This is a genomic window from Skermanella mucosa, from assembly GCF_016765655.2.
Classification (GTDB): Bacteria; Pseudomonadota; Alphaproteobacteria; order Azospirillales; family Azospirillaceae; genus Skermanella; species Skermanella mucosa.
The window spans coordinates 5,786,906-5,811,296 of sequence record NZ_CP086106.1; the positions used below are offsets into that span (position 1 = coordinate 5,786,906).

Sequence of the window (24,391 nt, forward strand, 5' to 3'; positions counted from 1 at the left end):
CGCCGCGTTTTAGAAAATTTTCATCAATGTGTCATGGCTCGGCCCTGGCGTGCAAGGCCGCGAAAGGCAATCATATCAATCGCTTTCACTGTCCGGAGACGCGCCGATGAGCGGCCGCCCTTCCCGCAACGTGCTCCTGATCCTGGCCGACCAATGGCGCGGCGACTGCCTGTCGGCCCTCGGCCATGCCTGCGTGCGCACGCCGCACCTGGACGCCCTCGCCGCCGAGGGGACGCTGTTCCGCCGCCATTTCGGACAGGCGAGCCCCTGCGGGCCGGCGCGCGCGTCCCTGCTGACGGGGATGTATCTCCAGAACCACCGATCCGTCGCCAACGGCACCCCGCTGGACGCCCGGCACACCAACCTGGCGCTGGAGGCGCGCCGACTCGGCCATGCTCCCGCCCTCTTCGGCTATACCGACACCTCGCCCGACCCGCGCCGCCACGATCCGGCCGACCCGGCGTTGCGCAGCTACGAGGGCGTGATGCCGGGCTTCGACCCGGCCTGCCTTCTGACCGAAGCGATCGAACCCTGGGCCGAGCACCTGCGGGCGAAGAGTTATCCGGTGCCGGAGCAGGCCCGGGAGATCTACCGCACCGCCGAGCCCTTCGGACCGGCCGTCTACCGGGAGGAGGACAGCGATACCGCCTTCCTCGCCGACCGCGTGATCGCCTGGCTGGAGGGGCGCGGCCGTCAGCCCTGGTTCGCCCTAGCCGCCTTCATCAGGCCGCATCCACCCTGGGTAGCGCCCGATCCCTATCACCGCCTGATCGATCCCGCCGCGACGCCGCCGGCGGTGCGCGCGCCGGACTGGCGGACGGAGGCGGATGGGCATCCCTGGCTCGCTTGGCACCTCGCCCGCCAGCGGACCGACTGCTGGGTGGAGGGAGCGGACCTGGACCCTCGCACCCTGGATGCCGGCACCCTGGCCCGGCTGCGCGCGACCTATTACGGGCTGGTCGCCGAGTTCGACGCCCAGGTCGGCCGGATGGTGTCACTGCTGAGGGAGACCGGCGCGCTGGACGACACGCTGGTGATCGTCACGTCCGACCATGGCGAGATGCTGGGCGACCATTGGATGCTGGGCAAGGCCGGCTACTTCGACGAGGCCTACCATGTCCCGCTGATCGTTCGGGACCCGGATCGATCCGGCGGCGGCACGGTGGATGCCTTCACCGAGCATGTGGACCTGATGCCGACCGTCATCGACTGGCTGGGCGGCACCCCGCCGGCCCAGTGCGACGGCCGCTCGCTGCTGCCGCTGCTGGGCGGATCGCCCGTTCCGGAGGATTGGCGCCGTCATGCCCATTGGGAGTTCGACTTCCGCGACGTGGCCCGGGGCGAGGCGGAACGGGCGCTGGGGCTGCGTCCCGGCCAGTGCGTGCTCAACGTGCTGCGCGGCGAGCGCTACAAGTATGTCCATTTCGCCGGCCTGCCGCCGCTGTTCTTCGACCTGGATGCCGACCCCGGGCAATTCCGGAACCTCGCCGACGATCCCGCCCATACGGCCCTGGTCCGCGACCATGCCCAGGCGCTGCTGTCCTGGCGGATGGAGAATGACGAGCGGGTACTGGCGAACATGCTGCTGACCCCGGATGGGGTGGTGGGCGGATGACGCCCCCCCCCGGGGGAATGTCATCAAACGTGGTCATGGCGGCTGGGAGGGCGGCGGAATGTTTACGTCCCTCCCCCCCCCGGAATGTCAGCAGATGTCATCATTTTGCCGGGTCGGATCGCGGAGTGCTCATGCCCAGTCTCCGCAGGCAGAATGTCAGCAAACGTGATCATGGCCTGTCATCCAGGCCAAGCTTTCGTATTCACGCTTACAAGATCCGGCACCGGGGCGCGGATCGAAGCATGGCATGGATGAATGAAGGAAGACTTTCCTGGATGGTGTGTTGGGTATCCGGGCTTGCAGAGGTCCGGACATGCCAAAGGGGGCCGAAAGCCCCCTTTGATAGTTTGATCTCCGACGCAGTCCGCCTTGGCGGCACGACCCCATTAAGTGGCCTCGGCATCGAAGTGGCAAACAATTAGACCCATGCCGTGCCGGGGTCAAGGGCTTTTGCATTAATATGTCGCATGTACGTGATCGTTCGAATATGGCCGGTGCTGGCCGGCATGAGCGCTTTGGCGACTGCCAACTTGAGTGGACCAGCATCTTGACTGTCACGCGGAAAGATACATGGGGAGTGACAGGTTCTTGCCACAGATGAGTGGTGATAAGTCACAGATTCGAAGCAACGGAATTGATGCCCTCCGAAGATCATCCCGATCTGTTCTCAGTATTCCGGCCGGGACAGTTCCTAGTATTCTGTCCGGGACATTGATTCCATGCGTTGGGCCACGGCCCAACCTACGATCGACGACCCGCATCACCTCCGCCCTGCGTCAAACCGTAGGGTGGGCCGTGGCCCGACGCATCGCAGAAAACGCATCGCAGAACATGAAGTGGAGGGATCTTCCGTTCCGGCCGGAGCCCTAGCATGAACCCCCCGGGATGAACACGGGTCGGAGGGAAGGGCCGTCAGTGGCGGAAAGCTCCGGGTTGTCGGACTGCCCTTTTCATGCATAATGCAAAATTACGAATTCGGCGCAACGCGCCGTCGTCAAGCCAAGGGCCCGGGACGGATCAAGCGTCCACGAGAGCCGGCATGCAGAAGGGGAGGGAAAATCCATGAAGCGCATTGTCCTGAACGCATTGGGGCCGCTGGTCGGCGCGCTGCTGGCCGGAGGGGTGTTTTCGCTGCCGGCGGCGGCACAGACCGAGCTGAAGTTCGGTCATGTCGGGGCGCCGGGATCGCTGTTCGACCAGTCGGCCAACGAATTCGCCAAGCGGGCCAACGAGAAGCTGGGCGACAAGGCCAAGGTGGTCGTGTTCGGGTCCAGCCAGCTCGGCACCGACGAGCAGATGCTGCAGAAGCTGCGGCTGGGAACCATCGACTTCGCCCTGCCCTCCACCGTGATGTCGACGGTGTCGGACGTCTTCGGGCTGTTCGAGATGCCATACCTGGTCAAAGACCGGGAGCACATGAAGCGGATCGCCGACGACGTGTTCTGGCCGTCGCTGGCTCCGGCGGCCGAGAAGCAGGGCTACAAGATCATCGGCCTGTGGGAGAACGGGTTCCGCCACGTCACCACCAACACCCGCCCGGTCGAGACGCCGGACGACCTGAAGGGCATCAAGCTGCGCGTGCCGGGCGGCAAGTGGCGGGTGCGGATGTTCCAGAGCTATGGCGCGAACCCCAGCCCGATGGCGTTCTCGGAACTGTTCGTGGCGTTGCAGACGGGCGTGATGGATGGGCAGGAGAACCCGCTGACGCAGATCCACAGCTCCAAGCTCCAGGAAGTCCAGAAGTTCCTGTCCATGACCGGGCACGTCTATACCCCCGCCTACGTGACCGTGGGCAGCCGCAAATGGGCCAGCCTGCCGGCCGACGTGCGGCAGGTCCTGGAGGAAACGGCGCGGGAAACGCAGGCCTTCGTCTATGAGACGGCGGCGCGCATGGACGAGGAGTTGGAGACCAAGCTGCGCGACGAGGGCATGCAGGTGAACGAGGTGGACAAGGACGCCTTCGTCAAGGCCAGCGAGCCGATCTACCGCGACTTCTCCGACGAGGTCCCGGCCGCCAAGACCATGGTGGAGAAGGCCGTCGAACTCGGCAAGTCTTCGTGAACGCCGGATCCCCGTAATGGCGAACTCGACATCATCCCTGGCGCTGATGCGCACGGGTTTCGAACGTTTCCTCGCCGCCATCGTGATCATCCTGCTGGTCGGCATGACGGCGGTCGTGTTCGGGGCGGTGGTGTTCCGCAAGCTGGGCGCCTCGCTGGTCTGGTATGACGAGGTCGCCTCGATCCTGCTGGCTTGGCTGACCTATTACGGGTCGGCGCTGGCGGCGCTGAAGCGGTCCCATATCGGCTTTCCCGGCCTGATCGCCGCCATGCGGCCGGCGCTGCGGCTGCCGGTCGTCATCCTGGCCGAGGTCATCGTCATCGGCTTCTTCGTGCTGCTGGCCTGGGTCGGCATCGAGGTGCTGGGCTATCTGGAAGGCTTGACGCTGGTCAGCCTGCCGTGGGTGCCGGTCTGGTTCACCCAGTCGGTGATCCCGATCGGGGCCGTGCTGTTCATCATCGCCGAGCTGATGAACCTGCCGGAGATCCTGCGGGAGGCGCGCGGGCACGGGCCGATCCACGATCCCGAGATCCCGCCCGAACTGTTGAATCCCGACCTGATGAAAGATGCCCGGGGGGCCGAGCGATGACCCTGCTGTACATGGCGGCCGGGCTGTTCGGCCTGGTCCTGATCAACGTGCCGATCGCGGTGGCGCTGGGCGTCGTGTCGGTGGTCGCGATGCTGCTGTCGTCGGGAACGGCGACGCTGCCCAACATGGCGATGGTGCTGTATGACGGCGCCACCAGCTTCCCGCTGCTGGCGATCCCGCTGTTCATCTTCGCGGGCGCCATCATGAACTCGGCCGGCATCTCGCGCCGGCTGATCGCCTTCGCCTCGGCGCTGGTCGGGTTCGTGCGCGGCGGGCTCGCCATGGTCAACGTGGCGACTTCCCTGTTCTTCGCGGAAATCTCGGGCTCGGCGGTGGCCGACGTGGCGGCGATCGGGTCGATCCTGATCCCGGCCATGAAGAAGCGCGGCTATCCCGCCACCTTCGCCGCCGCCATCACCTCGTCGGCTGCGACGCTGGCGGTGATCATCCCGCCGTCGATCCCGATGATCCTCTATGCGGTGATGTCGGGCAGTTCGGTGGTGCAGCTGTTCGTGGCCGGCATCGTGCCGGGCCTGCTGGGGGCGGCCGGGCTGATGGGCCTCGCCTACTGGTTCGCTGTCCGCCGCAACTACCCGGTGGAGGAGATGTTCCGGGTCAGCCGGGTGAAGGAAACCTTCCGCGAGGCGGTCTGGGCCTTCACCATGCCGATCATCATCCTGGGCGGCATCTTCGGCGGCTGGTTCACCGCGACGGAGGGCGCGGCCCTGGCCGTGGTGGCGGCGCTGTTCCTGGGGACCGTGGTCTACCGGGAGCTGGACCTGGCGCACCTGTACGACGCGATCCTGGAAGGCGGCATCCAGACCGCCGTGGTGATGCTTCTGGTCGCGACCTCGGCCCTGATGGGGACATATCTGACCGAGCAGCAGGTGCCGCAGCAGCTGGCCCAGGCGGTGGCCGACTTCACCAATAACCGCTACGTCGTGCTGGCGCTTCTGAACGTCATCTTCCTGCTGGCCGGCCTGTTCCTGCACTCGGCCGCGGCGATCATCCTGATCGTTCCGATCGTCATGCCGCTGGTCAACCTGGTCGGCATCGACCCGGTGCATTTCGGGATCATCGTAACGCTGAACCTGGGCATCGGCCAGCAGACGCCGCCGGTCGCCAGCGTGCTGGTGACGGCCTGCTCGATCGCCAAGGCCGACATCTGGGCCGTCAGCAAGGTGAACATCTACTTCATCGGCGTGCTGATGGCGGTGCTGCTGCTGTCCACATACGTGCCGATCGTGCCGATGGGTCTGGTCGAGCTGTTCTACCGATAAGCATACTAAGCACACAGGGGGGAAACCCGTGGAAAACCTGATCCTGACCGAGCACCACGGCCCGGTCGTCACCGTCACCCTGAACCGGCCGGACAAGCTGAACGCCTTCACCAAGTCCATGTGGCAGCGCCTGGGCGAGGTGATGCGGCGGCTGTCGGACGACGATTCCGTCCGGTGCATCGTCTTGCGGGGCGCCGGGGACCGGGCGTTCAGCCCCGGCAACGACATCTCGGAGTTCGAGAACGAACGCTCCAACTCCGAGCAGGCCAGCGCCTATGGCAAGATCATCGCCGGCACGCTGGACGCGATGCGGACCTGCCGACACCCGACGGTGGCGCTGATCAAGGGGATCTGCGTCGGCGGCGGGCTGGAGATCGCAGGAAGCTGCGACATCCGCATCTGCGGCACGTCGAGCCGGTTCGGCGCGCCCATCAACAAGCTGGGGCTGGTGATGGGCTATGCCGAGCTGGACGCGCTGATCGCCTTGGCCGGCCGCTCCACCGCGCTGGAGATCCTGCTGGAAGGCCGGATCTTCGGGGCGGCCGAGGCGAAGGACAAGGGCCTGGTCACCCGCGTGGTGGACGACGCCGAGGTGGACAAGGAGGCCATGGCGACCGCCCGGCGGATTTCCGAAGGCGCGCCGCTAGTCGCCCGCTGGCACAAGAAGTTCGCCCGGCGGCTGGCCGAGGGCACGCCGCTGAGCGAGGCGGAGATGGACGAGGGGTACGCCTGCTACGACACGGAGGATTTCCGGATCGGATACCGTGCCTTCCTCGACAAGGTGAAGCCAGAGTTCAAGGGACGCTGATTTATGCTTGCTGATCGGACGGGGCCGCTGAAGGGGCTCAAGGTCGTCGAACTCGCCCATATCATGGCCGGCCCGGTGTGCGGGCTGTTCCTGGCGGACCTGGGGGCCGACGTCATCAAGGTGGAGAAGATCCCCGGCGGCGACGACAGCCGCCGGTTCCTGCCGCCGGACATCGAGGGCGAGTCCGCCGCCTTCATGATGATGAACCGCAACAAGCGCGGCATCGCCATCGACCTGAAGACGGCGGATGGCAAGGCGGCGCTGGAGCGGCTGCTGATGGACGCCGACGTGGTGATCGAGAACTACCGGCAGGACACCATGGACCGGCTGGGGCTGGGATACGAGACTTTGCGGGAGCGGAACCCCAGGCTGATCTACTGCGCGGTGTCGGGCTTCGGGCGGACGGGCCCCTATGCCGACCGGGGCGGCTTCGACCTGATCGCCCAGGGCATGAGCGGGATCATGAGCATCACCGGGGAGGCGCCGGGCCGGCCGCCGGTGAAGGTGGGCGCACCCCTGACGGACATCACGGCGGGGATCCTGGCGGCGCTGGGGGTGGCCAGCGCGGTCGTGGCGAGGGCTTCGACGGGCAGGGGGCAACTGGTCGATACCTCGCTGTTCGAGGCGGGGATCGTCCACACCTACTGGCAGTCGGCGATCTGCTTCGCGACCGGCGCGTCGCCGGGTCCGATGGGGTCGGCCCATCCGCTGAACGCGCCGTACCAGGCGTTCGAGACGGCGGACGGCTGGATCAACGTGGGCGCCGCCAACCAGACCAACTGGCTGAAGCTGGTCGACGTGCTGGAGGCGCGGGAGCTGCTGGACGATCCGCGGTTCGCCGACAACCGGCGGCGGATGAACAACCTGGAGGATCTGGTGGAGGCGCTGACCGTCCATTTCCGCCAGCGGACCACGGCGGAGTGGCTGGAGCGCCTGAACGCCGCCGGCGTGCCGGCCGGGCCGGTGCTGTCGATCGCCGAGATGCACGCCGACCCGCAGACGCTGGCGCGGGAAATGGTGGTCGAGGTGGACCACCCGGTCGCCGGGGCGGTCAAGGCGCTGGGGCTGCCGATCAAGCTGTCCGACACGCCGGGCGGGGTCTTCGGGCCGGCACCGCGGTTCGGGGAGCATACGGCGGAGGTGCTGGCGGAGCACGGGTTCGGCGAGGAGGAGATCCGGCGGATGACGGAGGCGGGGGCGGTCGGGGGTTGAAAGGGGGTTTGGCCACAGATGAACGCAGATGGACACAGATGGGCGCTACGCGCCCTGTAGAATGATGCGTTGATACTGGATACGGGGCTTGCCGAAATTAATGAGCAGGGCGATGGGTATTTTGCCTGCCTTCAGGTAATTGAGGGTCTGGGCGACATGGGCGGGCGACAGGGTTTCGGTACATTTCAGCTCGATGATCATCCTGTCTTCGACCATGATATCCGCGAAGTAGCGGCCTACCTCGTCTCCTTTATAGAATACTGGGAAAGGCACTTCCTCACGTGCATGAATCTCCCGGCGGGTCAGTTCCGCGACCAGTGCCCGCCGGTAGACTATTTCAAGAAACCCATGGCCAAGAATGTTCGAAACTTCAAAAGCCGCACCAAGAACCGCATGCGACAGACGATCCCGCTCATCGATACCCATCTGAGCCCATCTGCGTGCATCTGTGGATAAATAATCCTGGAACTTACGCAGGCAAGTGATGCAGCGGCAATGCGGTCTCGTAGCGCACCTGTTTCAACGCGAAGCTGGATTTGATGCTGGAGACGCCGGGTATTCGGGTCAGGTGGGTCTTGAGGAAGTGTTCGTAGGCCGCGAGGTCGGGGACGACTACGCGGAGCAGGTAATCTGCTTCTCCCGTCATCAGGTAACATTCCAGCACCTCCGGCCGATGCATGATCGCGGCCTCGAAGGCGTCGAGGCGTTCTTCGATCTGCTTTTCCAGCGTGACGCTGACGAACACGTTTACAGGGAGGTCCACGGTCGAGGGATCGACCAGCGCCACGTAGGTGCGGATCACTCCGCTCTCCTCCAGCGCCTTGACCCGGCGGAGGCAGGGCGAGGGCGACAGGCCGATGGCGGAGGCAAGGTCGTTGTTGGCGATCCGGCCGTCCTTCTGGAGGCGGGCAAGGATCTTCCGGTCGATGGCGTCGAGGCTGGGTTTTGGCATTGGATGGCGCAAACTTATGCATTTTTGGCATGGGATGCCGTAAGCATGGCATCGGGCAGCGCAGTTCGCAACCATTTGCCCGGGCGCCGGTGTTATCGTGGTGGCCTGTCATCATCCTGGGAAGCGAAGCGGAAATGGTTGACTCAACGACCATCGAACACGGTGCCGATACCGTCGAATGCCTGCGCGAGCTGGAGCGCAAGATCCTTTGGCTGGCGTCCTGGACGATCCACAACGCCAACCATGTCCGGCCCAACCTGGACGGGCTGAAGGTAGGCGGGCACCAAGCTTCGTCGGCGTCGCTGGCGACGATCATGACGGCGCTGTATTTCGCGGCCCTGCGGCCGGAGGACCGGGTCGCGGTCAAGCCGCACGCCAGCCCGATCTTCCACGCTATCCAGTACCTGATGGGCAACCAGACGCGCGAAAAGCTGGAAAATTTCCGGGGCTACAAGGGTGCGCAGAGCTATCCGTCGCGGACCAAGGACGTGGACGACGTCGATTTCTCGACCGGGTCGGTGGGCATGGGCGTCGCCCAGACGCTGTTCGCCTCGCTGGTCCAGGATTACCTGAAGGCCAGGAACTGGGCTCCCTCGATCCCGGAGGGGCGCATGGTCGCCCTGATCGGCGATGCCGAGATGGATGAGGGCAATATCTTCGAGGCGCTGCTGGAAGGCTGGAAGCACGGCCTGCGCAACACCTGGTGGATCGTCGACTACAACAGGCAGAGCCTGGACGCTGTCATCCGGGAAGGTCTGTGGGAGCGGCTGGAAGGCATCTTCCGCAACTTCGGCTGGGACGTCGTGATCCTGAAGCACGGCCGGCTGATGCGGGAGGCGTTCGCCGAGGAGGGCGGCGACCGGCTGCGGGAGTGGATCGACACCTGCCCGAACCAGCTCTATTCGGCCCTGACCTTCCAAGGCGGTGCGGCGTGGCGCCGGCGTCTGATGGACGACCTGGGCGACCAGGGACCCGTGTCCCGGCTGATCGAGCGGCGCTCCGACGGGGAGCTGGCTGACCTGATGGGCAACCTGGGCGGCCATGACCTGCCGTCCCTGCTGGAAGCCTTCGAGGCGGCGCGGCGGCATGACCGGCCGGTGTGCTTCATCGCCTATACGGTCAAGGGCTTCGGGCTGCCGCTGGCGGGGCACAAGGACAACCATGCGGGGCTTCTGACGCCCGCGCAGATGGAGGCGTTCCGCGACGGCCTGAAGATCCGGCCGGGGCACGAGTGGGACCGCTTCGAGGGGCTGGGGATCGGGGAGGACCGGCTGTCGGCGTTCCTGGGCACGGTGCCGTTCTTCGCCAAAGGGCCGCGGCGCTATTCGGCGCCGGTGGTTCCGGTTCCGGAGGCTTTGGAAGTTCCGAAGCAGAAGGCGCTGTCCACCCAGGCGGGCTTCGGGCTGATCATGAACGAGCTGGGGCGGACCAAGGAGGGGCTGGCGGAGCGGATCGTGACGACGGCGCCGGACGTGACGGTTTCGACCAACCTGGGGTCGTGGGTGAACCGGCGCGGGCTGTTCGCCAAGGAGGCCATGGCCGACCTGTTCAAGAAGGAACGCATTCCGTCCACATACAGCTGGGATTTCTCGCCCGACGGGCAGCATTTCGAGCTGGGCATCGCCGAGGCGAACCTGTTCACCATGCTGTCGGCGCTGGGGCTGTCCCATTCGGTGTTCGGGGAGCGGCTGCTGCCGATCGGAACGGTGTACGACCCCTTCATCTATCGCGGCGCCGACGCGATGAACTATGCCTGCTACCAGGATGCCCGGTTCATGCTGGTGGCGACGCCGGCCGGCGTCACGCTGGCGCCGGAAGGCGGCGCGCACCAGTCGATCGGGACGCCGCTGGTCGGCATGGCGCAGGATGGACTGGCCTATTTCGAGCCGGCTTTCGTGGACGAGCTGGGCGTCATCATGCGCTGGGCCTTCGACTACATGCAGCGCAACGGCGAGGGCCAGCCGAACGAGCGGAACTGGCTGAGGGACGAGACCGGCGGCGCCGTCTATCTGCGCCTGTCGTCGCGCACGCTGGAGCAGCCGGGCCGGGACATGGCGCCGGAGCTTCGCCAGGACATCATCGACGGCGCCTACTGGATGCGGCGGCCGGGGCCGAACTGCCAAGTGGTGGTGGCCTATACCGGCGCGGTGGCGCCCGAGGCGATCGAGGCGGTCGGGCTGATGGCCGAGGACCGGCGCGACGTGGGGCTGCTCGCCGTCACCTCGGCCGACCGGCTGCACGGCGGCTGGAGCGCCGCCCAACGGGCGCGGGAGCGCGGGCTGGTGCATGCCCGGTCGCATATCGAGCGGCTGCTGGACGGCGTGCCGTCCAACTGCGGCATGGTGACGGTGATCGACGGGCATCCCGCGACGCTGGGCTGGTTGGGATCGGTCCACGGCCACCGGACGCGGGCGCTGGGCGTCGAGCATTTCGGCCAGACCGGCACCATCGCCGACCTGTACCGGCATTTCGGCATCGACGCCCAGGGCATCGTGCTGGCGGCCCAGGCTACCGCGGCCGGCCGGCCGATCCGGCATCTCCATACGATCGGGGAGCGCTGAGGGGCGCTGCGGGGAAGAGGTCCGGGGTTTCGGCCAGCAGGCGGGCGAAACGCGCCGCGGCCGGCACCATGCCGAAGACCAGCGGCGGCGGAATGACCCCGGTCCTGCCCGCCGCGACAGCGGGGAGATTGCGCCAGAGAGGGCTGGAGGCCAGGGTGGGCCGGGCGTCCGGCGGGACCGGATCGATCACCAGCAGGCTGGCGTCGGGATGCACGGACAGGCGGTCGATGGGGACGGTGGCGAACCCCCAGGCGTTGGTCGGCCCCGTCCAGGCGCTGCGCAGGCCGCTGCTTTCCAGGACGGCTTCCGCCAAGCTGCCTTTGCCATAGACGCGGACATGCCTCGCGTCCATGAAGCTGACGGCCAGGACGGGAGGGGGGTTGGCTGCTTCCAAGGTTACCTGGGCGGCGGCGAAGGCGGCTTGGGCGCTGGCGATCAGCGCTTCGCCGGCAGCTTCGCGGTGCAGCAGGCGGGCGAGCCTTCGGGTAGCCTCGACCGCGTTCTCCCAGGGCCGGTGGTCGGAGGTGTAGGTGGGGAGCGACAGCGTCGGGGCGATCCGCTCCAGGTGGGGCCGCAGGCTTTCATGCTCGCCGACGATCAGGATCAAGTCGGGAGCGAGGGTGCTGAGCAGTTCCAGGTTCGGTTCCAGGCGGAGACCGAGATCCACGACGCCGGGGTCGAGGGGTGGACCGCCGACCCAGGTGTCGTAGACCTTGGCCTCGGGCACGGCGAGGGGCCGGACGCCCAGCGCGATCAGGGTGTCGGTGAGGCCCCAGTCCAGCGCGACGACGCGGCGAGGGGGCGGCGGCGTGTCGCCCGCCGCGGCGGGCGTGGCCGCGAGGATGGCCAGGACGACCAGGGGCGCCAGGAGGCTTCCGAGGATTCGGAGGCGGAGGGCCGGCGGAGGTGAAGGCGACCTTACCTGTCCGTCGGCACCCTTCATCGATCGTTCCAAGCCGGCATCGAGCTTCTCCCTGCCTGTCATTGTTGGCCGGGCGAACTCTTAAGGTCCGAACGATGTCGATGCAACTCATTATCATTTGCATTGCCGGGTTTATCCCGGAGGGATGCCCGCACGCCGCGGGAGCCGGAGCTCGCCGCGGCGGGAGGTCAGGGCCGCGCTATTGCCTGGGTATCGCGTAGGCGATGACGCTGTCGCCGGCCTTGGTGCCCAGCGAGCCGTGGCCGCCGGCGGCGACCAGCAGGTATTGCCGGCCGTCCTCGCCCAGATAAGTCATGGGCGTCGCCTGCCCGCCGGCCGGCAGGCGGCTTTCCCAGAGCTGCTCGCCGGTGGTGACGTCGTAGCCGCGCACGTAATAATCGATCGTGCCGGACAGGAAGGCGACGCCGCCGGCCGTCATCATCGGGCCGCCCAGGCTGGGCACGCCCATCCTGAAGGGCAGCGGCAGGGGCGAGGCGTCGCGGACGGTGCCGTTCTTGTGCATCCAGATGATCTCGCCGGTGGTCAGGTCGGCCGCCGAGACATAGCCCCAGGGGGGAGCCTGGCAGGGCAGCCCGAGGACGGAGACGAACGGGGCCAGCTTGACCGCGAAGGGGGCGCCGAAATTCTCGTTGAGAGCCGGCAGGCTGTATTCCGGCCGGTTCTCGCCCTGGACATAGAGGGTGGTATCGTCCTCGCGCGGGATCAGCTGGGAGACGAAGGCGAGATAGGCCGGGGTCGTGAAGGCGATCTGGCGCCGGGGATCGACCGCGATGCTGCCCCAGTTGAACACGCCGAAATTGCCGGGGTAGATGAGGGAGCCTTCAGTGGAGGGCGGGGTGTAGCGGCCCTCGTAGCGCAGCCTGTGGAACTGGATGCGGCAGGCGAGCTGATCGAACAGGGTGGCTCCCCACATGTCCCGGCCGCTCAGCGGAGGCGGGTCGTAGGACAGCGCCGAGACCGGCTGGGTCGGGGCGGTGTGGTCGCCCTCGGCGGCGCCTTGCGGCGCCGGCTTCTCGGTCACCGGAAGGATCGGCTCGCCGGTGCGGCGGTCGAGGACGAAGAGCTCGCCCTGCTTGGTCGGCTGGACCAGGGCCGGCACCGTCTGCCCGCCGACGGTCAGGTCGATCAGGCTGGGCTGCGACGGCACGTCGTAGTCCCACAGGTCGTGGTGGACGGTCTGGAAGTTCCAGCGCACCTCTCCGGTCGCGAGGTCGAGGGCGACGACGGAGGACGAGAACCGCTCCACCGCCGGGCTGCGGTTGCCGCCCCACTGGTCGGGCGGCTGGTTGCCCAGGGGGATGTAGACCATGCCCAAATCCTCGTCCACGGCGGAGATCGACCAGGAATTGGGCGAGTTGGGCGTGTAGGTCTCGCCCGGAGGGGGCGGCGCCGTGTCGTCCGGATCGCCGGGGTCCCAGGCCCAGACGAGGTCACCGGTGTTCACGTCGAAGGCCCGGATCACGCCTGAGGCCTCGTTGACCGAGACATTGTCCAGGACGGTGCCGCCCACGATGATGAGGTCCCGGGTGACCACGACCGGGGAGGTCGAGTAGTAGGAGCCCGGCTTGACGTTGGGCATGTTGCGCCAGAGGTCGATCTGGCCGGTGCCGCCGCCGAACGCGGTGCAGATCGCGCCGTCCTCGGGGTTGAGGGCGATCAGCCTGCCGTCCGCGGTCGGCATGAACAGGCGGGCGGGGCAGTTGTCGGCGGTTTCCGGCGCGGTATTGGCCGCGACCGGCATGTCGGGGACCGGTGAGTCCGCCGGCTCCGCCGGGGCGGGCGAGGCGGGAGCCGGGGCGGCCGTTTCCTCGGAAGCCGGGTGGTAGGACAGGCCACGGCAGGTCAGGTGCTGGAGCGCCAGGTCGTCGCGGATCTCCGGATCGTAGCGCCAGATCTCCTCGCCGGTGGTGGCGTTCAGCGCGATGACGAACTGGTGCGGCGTGCAGAGATACAGGCGGTTGTCGATCTTCAGCGGCGTGACCTGGAAGGTGGTTTCCACCGGGTCGCCGGGCTGGCCGCGCAGGTCGCCGGTGTGGTAGGTCCAGGCCTCCTGGAGTTGGGAGACGTTGGCCGGGGTGATCTGGTCGAGCGGGGAATAGCGCTGGCCGTAGCCTGTGCGGCCGTAGGCATGCCATTCGCCGGGCGGGACGTCGGGCTTGCTGGTGGGTCCGTTCGCCGGGGCTTCGGCGCGCGGTCCCGGGGCGGTTCCCTCGATCCGGTGGGGGTCGGCGAACATGGAAGCTCCCGCCACCACGACGGCCAGGGCGAGTGCCGCCGCCAGCGGCAGGGAAGCGGCCCCGGAACGGCCGTCCAGCGGGCGGGTGACCCAGGGCAGCAGCAGGAGCAAGCCGACCACGACGAAGACCGCGCCGCGCGCCGCCAGCGGCCACCAGTCGAACCCGACCTCCCACAGGGACCAGGCCAGCGTGCCCAGGAGCAGCAGGGCATAGACCCAGAGCGCCGCGGGGTTCCTCCTGAACAGGAGATAGCCGGTGATCAGGAGGACCACTCCGGCGATGGCGTAGTACCAGGAGCCGCCCAGGCCGATCAGCCAGACGCCTCCGCCCGCCAGGGCGAGGCCCATGAGAATTAGAAGTATGGCCATCGCCACGGGGACGAACGGCCGCCCCCTGCCCTGCCTGTCGCGCTGCATGAGGTCACCTCGGAACTGCGGTATCAGCCTGGGTAACCCGTCGTCGGCGCGTTCGTTTCTTCGGGGAATGGATGAGGCGGCGGCGAAATGGAAAAAGGCCGGCCCTCGCGGGCCGGCCCCTTGCCGTCTGTGTTCTTCGTCTTCGGTGCGGGGCCGCCGAAGCAGCCCCGCGGTAGTTCCGGTTTCCGCCTTGTGGAGGGGCGGGGTTAGACGGGGGTGTGGAAGATGAAGTCGTTGGCCGACAGAGTGATGTTGCCGACGAGTTCGATCTCGTGGACCATCGGCGGTTCATCCTGCGACGTCTCGGTCCAGGCGATGATCGTCGTGTTGCTTCCGACCGAGATATCGAGTTCGCCGAACTCCGCTACCGAACGGACCGACTGGAGGTCGATCTTGTCCTGACCGATGGCGAAGTCGAAGACCATGTCCCGGTTGCCGACGCCTGCACCAGTATCTTCGGAGCTGAACACGAAGGTGTCGCTGCCCGCTCCACCCGTGAGTTCATCGACGCCCGTACCGCCGGTGATGATGTCGTTTCCGGCACCAGCCTTGATGACATCGTTACCGGCACCACCCCTGATGACGTCCTGGCCGGCACCGCCGGTCAGAGTGTCACCGTTGTGGCCACCGTTAAGGATGCCCTTCTCCGTGGCGGTCCCGACGTAGGTCAGCGTTGCCGACACCTTGCCGAGGAAGCCGGTGGCATCGACCTCCTTGACGGTCGAAGTCAGGTTGTCCAGCGCGATGCTGCTCTCGCTGGCCGAAGTCGCGTCGTCCAGGGCCTTCTGGGCGTCCGCTTCCGTCGAGATCAGGAGGTTGCGGGCTTCCAGGGCGGACTGGGCGATCGCTTCCGTCGAGATCAGTTCATTGCGGTCGTCAAGGGCGGTTTGGGCAACGAGCTCCTCGGAGACGATCTCCGAAGTCGCCTTTGCGGCGACCGCGGTATCCAGGGCGGTCTGGGCGGTAAACTCCTCGGAGACGATCTCCGAAGTCGCCTTCAAGGCCTCGGCGGTATCCAGGGCGGTCTGGGCGGCAAACTCCTCGGAGACGATCTCCGAAGTCGCCTTCAAGGCCTCGGCGGCATTCAGGGCTTCTTCAGCTTCCTGCAGCCTGGCATCGGCCTGACTGTCCATTCCCGGGCCGCCGGCAGTCTCGACATCCCGCTCGGCGTCCTCTACCGCGGTGATCAGGAGGTTGCGGGCATTCAGGGCGGACTGGGCGTCCGCTTCCGTCGAGATCAGGAGGTTGCGGGCATCCAGGGCAGTCTGGGCGGCAGCTTCCGTCGAGATCAGGAGGTTGCGGACATCCAGGGCGGTCTGGGCGGCAGCTTCCTCGGCGATGACGTCGGCAGTCGGCTTCAGGATCACCGCGGCATCCAGAGCAGACTGGGCAGCAGCTTCCTCAGCGATGACGTCGGCGGTCGACTTCAGGATCACCGCGTCGTCGAGCGCGGTCTGGGCATCCGCCTCAGCTTCCTGGAAGGAGGCGAGATCCTCACCATCCATGCCGTCCGACAGGCTGATGTTCGTCAGGCCCTGATCGGTGCCGGTGATCTTCGAACCGTCGAAGGTCACGGTCGAGGAACCCTCGACGGTCAGCGCGATGTTGCCGACGTTGGTCAGGGTCGCCGAGTAGGCCTGGCCGTCCTGCAGGGTCGCCGAAACGGACGTCATCGCCGTCGCGGAGCCGATGACCTTGTCGCCTTCGGACAGGTTCTTGCCGAAATCGACCGACAGCAGGCCCGAGTACGTGTTGGCCTCGAGGCCGGCTTCGGTCCAGCCTGCGACATTGCCCGTCCAGCCGGCGGCATTCACCTCGACATCATCGGTACCGATGTTGACGATGCTCAGGCCGGACGGAGCGGAGATGTTCACCAGATCATCGCTATCGATCTGATCGAGGTCTGCGATCTCGTACACGACCGGGCCGGAGATCTTGCCGGCGTCCAGAGTGGCGCTGTCATCGATGGCGAGACGGATCTTCTCGACACCGGTGATTTCCGGTCCGGAGACTTCCACATCCGGGAGATCGGTGATGCCCATCATGCCGGACAGTACCGCGGTGACCGTGTCGGCGTTGCCGGAGCCGGTGACCTTGGTATCGTTGAGCGTGCCGAAGTAGGTCGCGGTCAGCGAAGCTTCGCCGGTCAAGCCCGACGCGTCCAGGTCGGTGCCCGGCGCCAGGACGACATTGAGGCTGGCATCGCCGGAGACGTTGACCTTCGCATCTTCGAGACCGAACAGCACGATCCGGCTGTCTTCGCCCTTGGTGGTCAGATTGACGGTTTCGACGTTGGAGATATCCAGCAGACCCGTCGACTCTTCGGACAGCGAGGCCCAATCGATCGTCAACCCGTCGATCGTCGCGTTCAGGGTGTCCTCGCCGTCGCCGCCGTCCACCGTGTCGGACGCGTTCAGCGTACCGCCGAAGCTCATGGTGTCGTCGCCCGCGCCGCCGGTGACCGAGACGGAACCGGAATTCTCGGAGAAGGACACGTTCAGCTTGCCGTCGACCGTCAGGGCGCTGACGATTCCATCGGCCGACGGACCGACGTTGAGCAGGGTTACTTCCTGATCGCCGGAGACGTTCAGCGTCACCGAACCCGCGTCGCTGGTGATGCCGGAGGCGTCGACCGTGGCAGCGGCCTCGGTAGCGGACAGGTTGACGGTTTCGACGTTGGCGATCTTCAGCGCACCGGTCTCGGCGGTCAGGCCGTCGATGTCGGCGGTGACCGTGTCGTTGCCCGCGCCGCCGTTGACCACGTCGGCATTGTTGAGGGTCGCACCGAAGCTGATGATGTCGCCGGCCGTACCGCCAGTGACGGAGACGTCACCGGAAGTTTCGGCGAAGCTCGCCGTCAGCGCCGCGGTCATCTGTCCCGCGTTCACCGTGGCGACGCCGGCGCCGATGTTCGCCAGGGTGGTGGCGAAGGCGCCCCGAACCATGACGCTCTTGACGTCGGAGACGTCGGTGAAGTCGATCCCGCCGCCGGCAGCGCTGCCGGTCAGGTCGAACGCTTCGACGTTGCTGATGGTCGGCGATACGACGGTGCCGCCCAGCGTGACTTCCAGGCGGTCCGAGGTGGAGGTGCCGCCGGAGAACTCGTCCCCGGAATTCAGCGTGCCGACGGTGCCCTGGAACACGTTGATGCCGGTCGGCGAAACGCCGGGCTCTTCAAAATTCTCGTTCGTATCGTCGTCGGTCGTCAGGGTCAGGAAGCCGCTGGCAACCGCCAGGTTCACCTCGGCCGTGGCGACGTTGCCAGGAGCCGCACCGGTCAGCGTGAAGGTGACCTTGCGGTCGCCGTCGCCGTTGGTGGCGTCGAAGGTGATGTTCTGGAGCAGCGTGTTGATCAGCCCATCGGTGGCGTCCTCGTTGAAGGTGATCACCAGGGGCGAGCCCTGGCCGCCGGTCATGGTGCCGATGTTGATCTCCGACTGGCCATCCGTGACCAGCACGAAGCCGCTGACGACGCGGGCGTCGGTGCCGGACAGGGCGAGGATGTCGGAGGCATCGACGGTGCCCGACAGCTCGACCTTCAGCGTGGAGCCCTCGACCGGGACACCCGAGACGACCAGATTGGCCGAGGCGTTGTCGCCGCCGATCGACGCCGGTTCATCCGCAACCAGCATGGAGCGGTCGTCGTCGCCGAGGCCGGACAGCTGCAGGGCGCTGGAAGCCGTCACCGCGATCTTCGAGGAAGCCAGCAGGCTCGTGGCTCCGTCCGCATCGGACGCGGTCACCGTCACGGTGCGCTCGGCGACCGTGTCGGCCGAGAGCTTGACGCTCTTGAGCAGGGTGGAGACCAGCTCGTCGGTGGCCTTGTCGTTCAGCGTGACGACCAGGGGCTTGTAGCCGGCCTCGATGCCCTTCGACGGATCGGCCGCCGTGTAGGTGCCGCCGGTGACGGAGCCGATCAGGGTCTGGTCGCTCGTCGTCGCGGCGTTGCCGTCGGCGTCGATGATGATCGACTTGTTGGCTGCGTTGCCCGTCAGGATGACGTTGCTGTCGCCGATCGTCAGCGCGTCCGAGTTGGTCGCGGCGGCGCCGGAGGCGATCGACACGGTCAGCTTGCCGCCCGCATAGTTCTGCTCGGCGTCGGAAATCGTGGCGCCGGCGAAGATCGCGGTGGCGGCATCCTGGACGATGGTGGTGTCGGCCACGCCGGCGAACACCGGCGCGTCGTTGACCGCGGTGAATTCCACGGACGCGGACGTCGCGATCTGGTCCTCGCCGTCGGAAACGTTCACCACGAAGCTGACCGGGCCGTTGTAGTTGGCGATCGGCTTGAAGCTCCAGGTGGTTTCATCGATCCTGGTCAGATCGCCGAAGGCCGTGTCGACCTCGACGTCGGTGACGATCAGGTTATCGCCGTCGGCGTCCGTCATGTTGGCCAGCAGCTGCTCGGCGCTCATGACGAGCGTCGTGTCTTCCTGGATCGCGTCGAACGTGACCGGGCCGCTGGCCTCCGGCCAATCGTTGACCGATTCGACCTGGAGGGTCGCGTAAGCGACGGTCTGGTGCACACCATCGGAAACGGTCACCTCGAAGCTGACCGTGCCGTTGTAGTCGGCGGCCGGGGTGAAGCTCCAGGTGTCCTCATCGATCTTTTCCAGCGTGCCGGCGGCTTCATCATACGAAACCCCAACGATCGACAGGACGTCGTCTTCGGCATCCGTCACGTTGGCGAGGAGCTGGTCCTTCGAAAAGATGACCGCGGAGCCTCCTTCCTGGGTGCTGTCGAGCACCACCGGAGCACCGGCGACCGGACCTTCGTTGCCCGGGGTCATGCTGGTGTCGTTGACGGTGGCGGAGGCGGAAACCTCCAGGCCGTCCAGGGTGATGGTAAGGGTCTCGGGGCCTTCGGTGATGAGGTCGGCGATCAACTCGACGTTGATGGAAGCCTTGCCGTCCTCGCCGACGGTGAACTCGCCGGTCAGCTGGCCGCCCACGACGTCCTCGGCGCTGACGCCCGTGAGGGTATAGGCGATCTTGGTGCCGGGCTCGACCTTGGTGGTGTCGAGGATGAAGGTGACCCACTGGCCCTCGTCGGCCGAAGGCGCGGCGGCGTTGACGGCGTAGCTGGGAAGGTCTTCGGTGATCGCGGTGTCGACGGCCGACTTGCCGCTCTCGACGGTGGCTGCGTCGTCGGTGACGCCGTCCAGGACCGCCTTGGCGGCCGCAAGGTCGTTGTCGCCCCAGTAATCAGGACCTTTAACCTTGTACTGCTCGGTGTAGTAGGCGGCGACCTGGGCCTTGTTCTCGACCATCACGGCGTCCGCGCCCTGCGCGCCGCTGATGATGTCGATGATGATCAGCCCGATCGGACGGCCCTCCGCGATCTTGCCCGTCCAGTAGTCCAGGCCATCTTGATCGATGCTGTCGCGGTTGAACAGGTTCTTGTAGACCGAACGCAGGAACGGCTCCGGGTCGGCCGAGGGATCGGCCAGGAACGGATACTGCTCGGTGGCCTCCTGCTGCACGGAGAAGCTCTGCGCGATGTCGGCGAGCGACATCGGCGACTCGTTCTCGCTGGACATCTGCTGCAACCAGTAGTCCAGGCCCTCCGGATCACCGGCGCGGCCGAAATACCCAATGTACAACTTGGAAATCAGGTTGATTGACATCCTAGACTCTTTGTTGGAGCGAAACCCTGCGGGTTTCTGGTGTGACAGGTATCGTTGAACCGTTAGTCCTGCCGAACCGCGGAGCGAGGAAGCCTCGCATTGAACCGCCTATTACATGAGTTATAGGCCGTTTAGACATCCTAAGATTGCATGATATGGTTAATACCTGGTTAATCAGCAGATCTTTGAGAGTCGTTCGCAGTCAGCGGAAGATCGGGATAATTCAGGTTGTTTGCCGAGGCATCCTGGAGCGGATGCCCGTCATGAGGTTTGAAGCTCAATCAACGCCGTGATCAGACTCCCTTGGACTGGCACCCGATACGCCTTCGACGCGGAAACCAGCGGCCCGGCCGGGGGACGGACGTTTCCGTGGTTTCCTGTTAAGCGCCTGGGCAGCAGATGCCGATATGCCCAGTGTTGCCTCTAAGGGTTAATTTTCTGCAACGGGAGGATGCCTCAGTACCCTAACTTTCAGCCTAGTGGCATACCGCAATAAAAAAGCCCGAACCCCGCCGACAGGGCGGAGTCCGGGCTAAAATGCTATTATTTTCGGTAGGTTAGCGGATGGGGATCAGGGGCGGCGAAGGAGTCCACATCCTACCGTTTTTGATTTTTCCATAAGGGGTTATGCTAATTGTGGCTCGCGCGCCACATAGGCTTTTATGCCAAGTGTTTCCTCTGACTTTTGGGGGCGCTGAGCGCGGATGATGTTCCAGAGCCGGGCGGAAACGCGCTCCCAGCCGCAGGAAACAAGCCAGTCCCGTTGCCGGGCCAGCAGGGCGTCGATCTCCGGCCCGCCTTCAAGCACCTGAGCCAACCCCCGCGCCATGTCCTCGGGCGAAGTCCCCGGCAACCGGATCGTCACCGGGGAAACGTCATCGAAGATCGCCAGGGGAGTCACCGCCACCGGGCGCCCGCTGGCCAGCCCCATGCGCACGGCGGCGCTCGCCGATTCCTGGGTGTGCTGGTACGGGTAGACCACGACGTCGGCCAGGGTCAGCAGGCCGATGGCGACCTCCTCGTCCAGATAGTCGGTCAGCAGGGTGACGGAATCGCCGAGACCCAGTTCCTCGATGGCCCGACGCAACGCCGCGCATTCGTCCGCCGACTCCTGCGCCGGATAGAGCGCGTTGGCCATCAGCAGATGGAGCTTCGGGTCGGCCCCGCGCATCAGGGCGAAGGCCTGGAGCAGTTCCCGCAGGCCCTTGTGGGGCAGCAGGAAGCCGAAGCTGGCGATCACCCGCCGGTCCGCCAGACCATGGTCGCGCCGCAGCCGGACGCTGTCGAGATCCGGCGTGCCCTGCTGTCCCATGGGGAACAGCGCGACATTGTCCACCAGCCCGAACCCCTTGAGGCAGTTGAGGTCGTGGACGCCGTGGACGAACAGCCGGCGGGCCCGGCGCAGCGACTCGACGGCGGTGGAGAGCGAGATGAACAGGTCGGGCTTCCGCACGTCGGCCGTCGCGTGCAGGAAGACATGGACCTGCCGCCCCTGGTCGACCAGCCGGTCGATCAGGCGCGCGAAGGCCGCCAGCTGGAACAGGCCGAAATTGAACTGAAGCACGACCGAGTCGGCGCCGTCGGCGATGATCCGGTCGTGCAGTTCGTCGAGCGGGTCGCTCCACCCCGCGTCCCAGCAGCGGACGACTTCGGAGCCGTCCGGATCGATGCATTGGGCGTTTCGATTGGCCAGCACGGTCAGGCGGCCCGGCGGCACGCCGGCGGCCAGCGCCATGGAATAGCTGGCGATGCCGCACCGGGCGTTCCAGGTGGAAACCCAGGCGACCCGCGGCATGGGCGCCGGCACCGGCTGGTGGGCGAGCGAGTCGACGGCATGCCGCACGCGCGCCGCCACGGCTTCGGCGCCGTAGGTCCGGCGGATCAGGGCCTCGGCCGCCCCGGTGCGGCGGCGGCGCTCCTCCGGCGAGGCCGAGCGGACCGCGCGCATCGCCCGGGCGAGATCGTCCACGCAGGGTTCGGCCCAGACGGAATGGGGCAGGTTGAAATGGGTCCGGGCATAGGCGAAGCGGTAATCGACCAGCCAGGCCGTCTCGTCGGTGCAGAAGTCGGCCTGCCCGCCATAGGCGGTAACGACCACCGGCATGCCGTACAGCATGGCCTCCGCCATGGGCATGCCGAAGCCCTCGCCCCGAGTGGGCGAGACGAAGGCGTCGCACAGCCGGTAGAGCGTCGCCAGCGTCCCGGCCGGCAGGTCCCGGTTGATCAGGAAGACCGGGGCATGGTCGGGGTGGCGCGCCTTGAGGTCGGCGAGTTGCCGCTCGATCTCGTTATGGGGATTCGGAAAGGTCTTCACCACGAGATAGACCGGGTCGCGGCGGTCGAACGCCCTGCCCCATGCCTCCAGCAGCACGTCGGCGCCCTTGCGGGGGAAACACGACGAGATGTGCAGGAAACCGAAGCCGGAAGCCCCGTCCAGCTCGGGGATGCGCTCGTCGGACGGCGGGACCGAAAGGACGTGGTCAATGCCGGTGCCGGCGACATGGACAGGGGCGACGACTCCGTTATCCTCCAGCACCTTGCCGGTATAGCTGCTGAGCACGGTGACCACGTCGAGGGTTCGGTTGAAGCCGTCCACCCATTCGGCGGGGAAGCCGGATTCCTCCCAGCCATAGCACAGCAGGCCCCGGACGACCCCCTTCATGTCGTCCACCCTGGGCGGGTAGATGTTGCGCATCACCACGTCGGCCGGCCCTTCCTCGAGGCCGCGCTCCCACATCGCGGCGGCCTCGGGGTTGGCGGCCAGGAAAGCCCGGTCGGCGGGGTATCGGCCGGGGCCGTCCATGGCGCACAGGGCGACATCCCCGCCTCCGGACCCGGGGGCGCCGCGCCGCAGGCCCAGGGCGACCTCCCGGTTCACGATGGCGAGGCTGTAGGAGCTGTCGAACGGGCCCTCGATCCGCCAGGAGACCGGCTCGCGGAACACCGCCGGCTCCGGCACGGTTTCGGGAACGGCGAAGCCAATCCCGTTCAGGAAGGAGATGAAGGACGCGATCAGCCTCTCCGGCTGGTAGCGCGCGAGGGCGGCGCGCTGGCCCTGGAGCACCCGGCGGCGGAGCGGCGGCTCCTCCAGCAGCAGGCGGGCGGCGGCGGCGATCCGGTCCGGGGACTTCTCGTCGAACAGGATCCCGCCGGAGCCCAGCGTCTCGGCGATGCAGGACCCGGCATAGGCCAGGACCGGCACGTCGAAGGCGGTCGCCTCGACCAGGGGCATGCCGAACCCCTCGTGCTCGCTCAGGCACAGGAACAGGTCGGCCGCCCGGTAATGGGCGTAGAGCTGGTCCTCCGGGATCTTGCCGGTCAGCACGACCGACCCGTCCAGGCCCCGTTCGGCGATCAGGCGGCGGAGATGGGCGCTGTAGCCGGCCGAGGATTCGCCGCCGACCAGCAGCAGCCGCACCGGCCGGGACAGGCGGCCGGCCAGCTCGGCGACGACCTCGACCAGCTCGTGCTGGCACTTGTTCTCGCAGACCCGGCCGACGAACAGGATATTGGCCGGCCCGGCCAGCCGCTCGGCCGTGCCGCGGTCCCAGGGGGCTTGGCGCAGCCGGTCCAGGTCCACCAGCAGCGGAATCGTGGCGACGGGATCGTAGCCGAGCGCCACCAGCTCGTCCGCGCTGTAGGTGGACATCGCGATCGCCCCGGCGAACTGCCCGGCCGCCCAGTCCGCGATCTGCCGTCGGCCCAGGTTCGAATAGTGGTGGAACGGGTTGTCCGGGGAGAAGAACCCGGCCGGGGTGATGTTCTGGTACGCCAGGATCTTCGGGCTGGAGACCTGCTCGACCCAGCGGTGGTGATCGTGGCCCATGGAGTACTGGACGATGAGCAGCTGGTCCGGACCGTCCCGGTATTCGTCGATCGAGCGGATCTCGCCCGCGAGTTCGGGTGCCACGTGGACGACGTAGATCTCGGACTCGAGGCCGAGGGAACGCAGCAGCCGGCGGGTGAAAAGCATGCCGTTGGTTACCCCGTCCCCGTAGGCCGAACCGCCATGGAACTGGTGGATCGCGCGCAGATGCTTCATCGCGGCAATTTCCTTCAATCTATTGGTCCTGGGCTTCAGGCCTGGGCT

13 protein-coding genes are annotated in these 24,391 nt (G+C 66.7%); 7 read left to right on the forward strand and 6 right to left on the reverse strand.

The window, feature by feature from the left end; translation table 11 throughout:
* Positions 1-106: 106 nt before the first annotated feature.
* From JL100_RS26845 to JL100_RS26870, 6 genes are all read left to right on the forward strand, one after another.
* A complete protein-coding gene (locus tag JL100_RS26845) occupies positions 107-1,615 on the forward strand; it encodes an alkaline phosphatase family protein (RefSeq protein WP_202683526.1) in 1,509 nt (502 codons plus the stop codon).
* 1,062 nt (positions 1,616-2,677) lie between these two features.
* A complete protein-coding gene (locus JL100_RS26850; RefSeq protein ID WP_202683525.1) occupies positions 2,678-3,676 on the forward strand; it encodes a TRAP transporter substrate-binding protein in 999 nt (332 codons plus the stop codon).
* 16 nt (positions 3,677-3,692) lie between these two features.
* Positions 3,693-4,265: a TRAP transporter small permease gene (locus JL100_RS26855; RefSeq protein ID WP_202683524.1), complete on the forward strand. Its 573-nt coding sequence runs from the start codon at positions 3,693-3,695 to the stop codon at positions 4,263-4,265.
* Entirely contained in the window at positions 4,262-5,545 is a 1,284-nt protein-coding gene (locus JL100_RS26860) for a TRAP transporter large permease (RefSeq protein ID WP_202683523.1), read from the forward strand. Before JL100_RS26855 ends, JL100_RS26860 begins: the two co-directional genes overlap by 4 nt.
* Before the next feature lie 28 nt (positions 5,546-5,573).
* A complete protein-coding gene (locus tag JL100_RS26865) occupies positions 5,574-6,353 on the forward strand; it encodes an enoyl-CoA hydratase/isomerase family protein (RefSeq protein ID WP_202683522.1) in 780 nt (259 codons plus the stop codon).
* A 3-nt stretch (positions 6,354-6,356) separates the two neighbouring features.
* Positions 6,357-7,565 (forward strand): CaiB/BaiF CoA transferase family protein, encoded by a 1,209-nt coding sequence (locus JL100_RS26870; RefSeq protein ID WP_202683521.1) that lies wholly within the window; start codon positions 6,357-6,359, stop codon positions 7,563-7,565.
* Between the two features lie 45 nt (positions 7,566-7,610).
* On the opposite strand, the gene JL100_RS26875 is transcribed toward JL100_RS26870, so the two are convergent.
* Both JL100_RS26875 and JL100_RS26880 read right to left on the reverse strand, forming a co-directional pair.
* On the reverse strand, positions 7,611-7,991 hold the full coding sequence (locus JL100_RS26875) for a GxxExxY protein (protein WP_202683520.1): 381 nt from the start codon (positions 7,989-7,991) through the stop codon (positions 7,611-7,613).
* Positions 7,992-8,034: 43 nt separating this feature from the next.
* Positions 8,035-8,517, reverse strand: a complete 483-nt coding sequence (locus JL100_RS26880) for an Lrp/AsnC family transcriptional regulator (RefSeq protein WP_158047560.1) — start codon at positions 8,515-8,517, stop codon at positions 8,035-8,037.
* A 134-nt stretch (positions 8,518-8,651) separates the two neighbouring features.
* Between JL100_RS26880 and JL100_RS26885 the strand changes: the two genes are divergently transcribed.
* A complete protein-coding gene (locus JL100_RS26885) occupies positions 8,652-11,078 on the forward strand; it encodes a transketolase (protein ID WP_202683519.1) in 2,427 nt (808 codons plus the stop codon).
* Here the strand turns inward: JL100_RS26885 and JL100_RS26890 are convergent.
* From JL100_RS26890 to JL100_RS26905, 4 genes are all read right to left on the reverse strand, one after another.
* On the reverse strand, positions 11,026-12,021 hold the full coding sequence (locus JL100_RS26890) for an iron-siderophore ABC transporter substrate-binding protein (protein WP_202683518.1): 996 nt from the start codon (positions 12,019-12,021) through the stop codon (positions 11,026-11,028). The two genes, JL100_RS26885 and JL100_RS26890, sit on opposite strands and share 53 nt — an antisense overlap.
* A gap of 178 nt (positions 12,022-12,199) precedes the next feature.
* Positions 12,200-14,674, reverse strand: coding sequence for a glucose/quinate/shikimate family membrane-bound PQQ-dependent dehydrogenase (locus tag JL100_RS26895; protein ID WP_202683517.1), 2,475 nt, complete (start codon positions 14,672-14,674; stop codon positions 12,200-12,202).
* Positions 14,675-14,880: 206 nt separating this feature from the next.
* Positions 14,881-20,301: a cadherin-like domain-containing protein gene (locus tag JL100_RS26900; RefSeq protein WP_202683516.1), complete on the reverse strand. Its 5,421-nt coding sequence runs from the start codon at positions 20,299-20,301 to the stop codon at positions 14,881-14,883.
* Positions 20,302-20,926: 625 nt separating this feature from the next.
* Positions 20,927-24,343, reverse strand: a complete 3,417-nt coding sequence (locus JL100_RS26905) for a glycosyltransferase family 4 protein (RefSeq protein ID WP_202683515.1) — start codon at positions 24,341-24,343, stop codon at positions 20,927-20,929.
* Positions 24,344-24,391 lie beyond the last annotated feature (48 nt).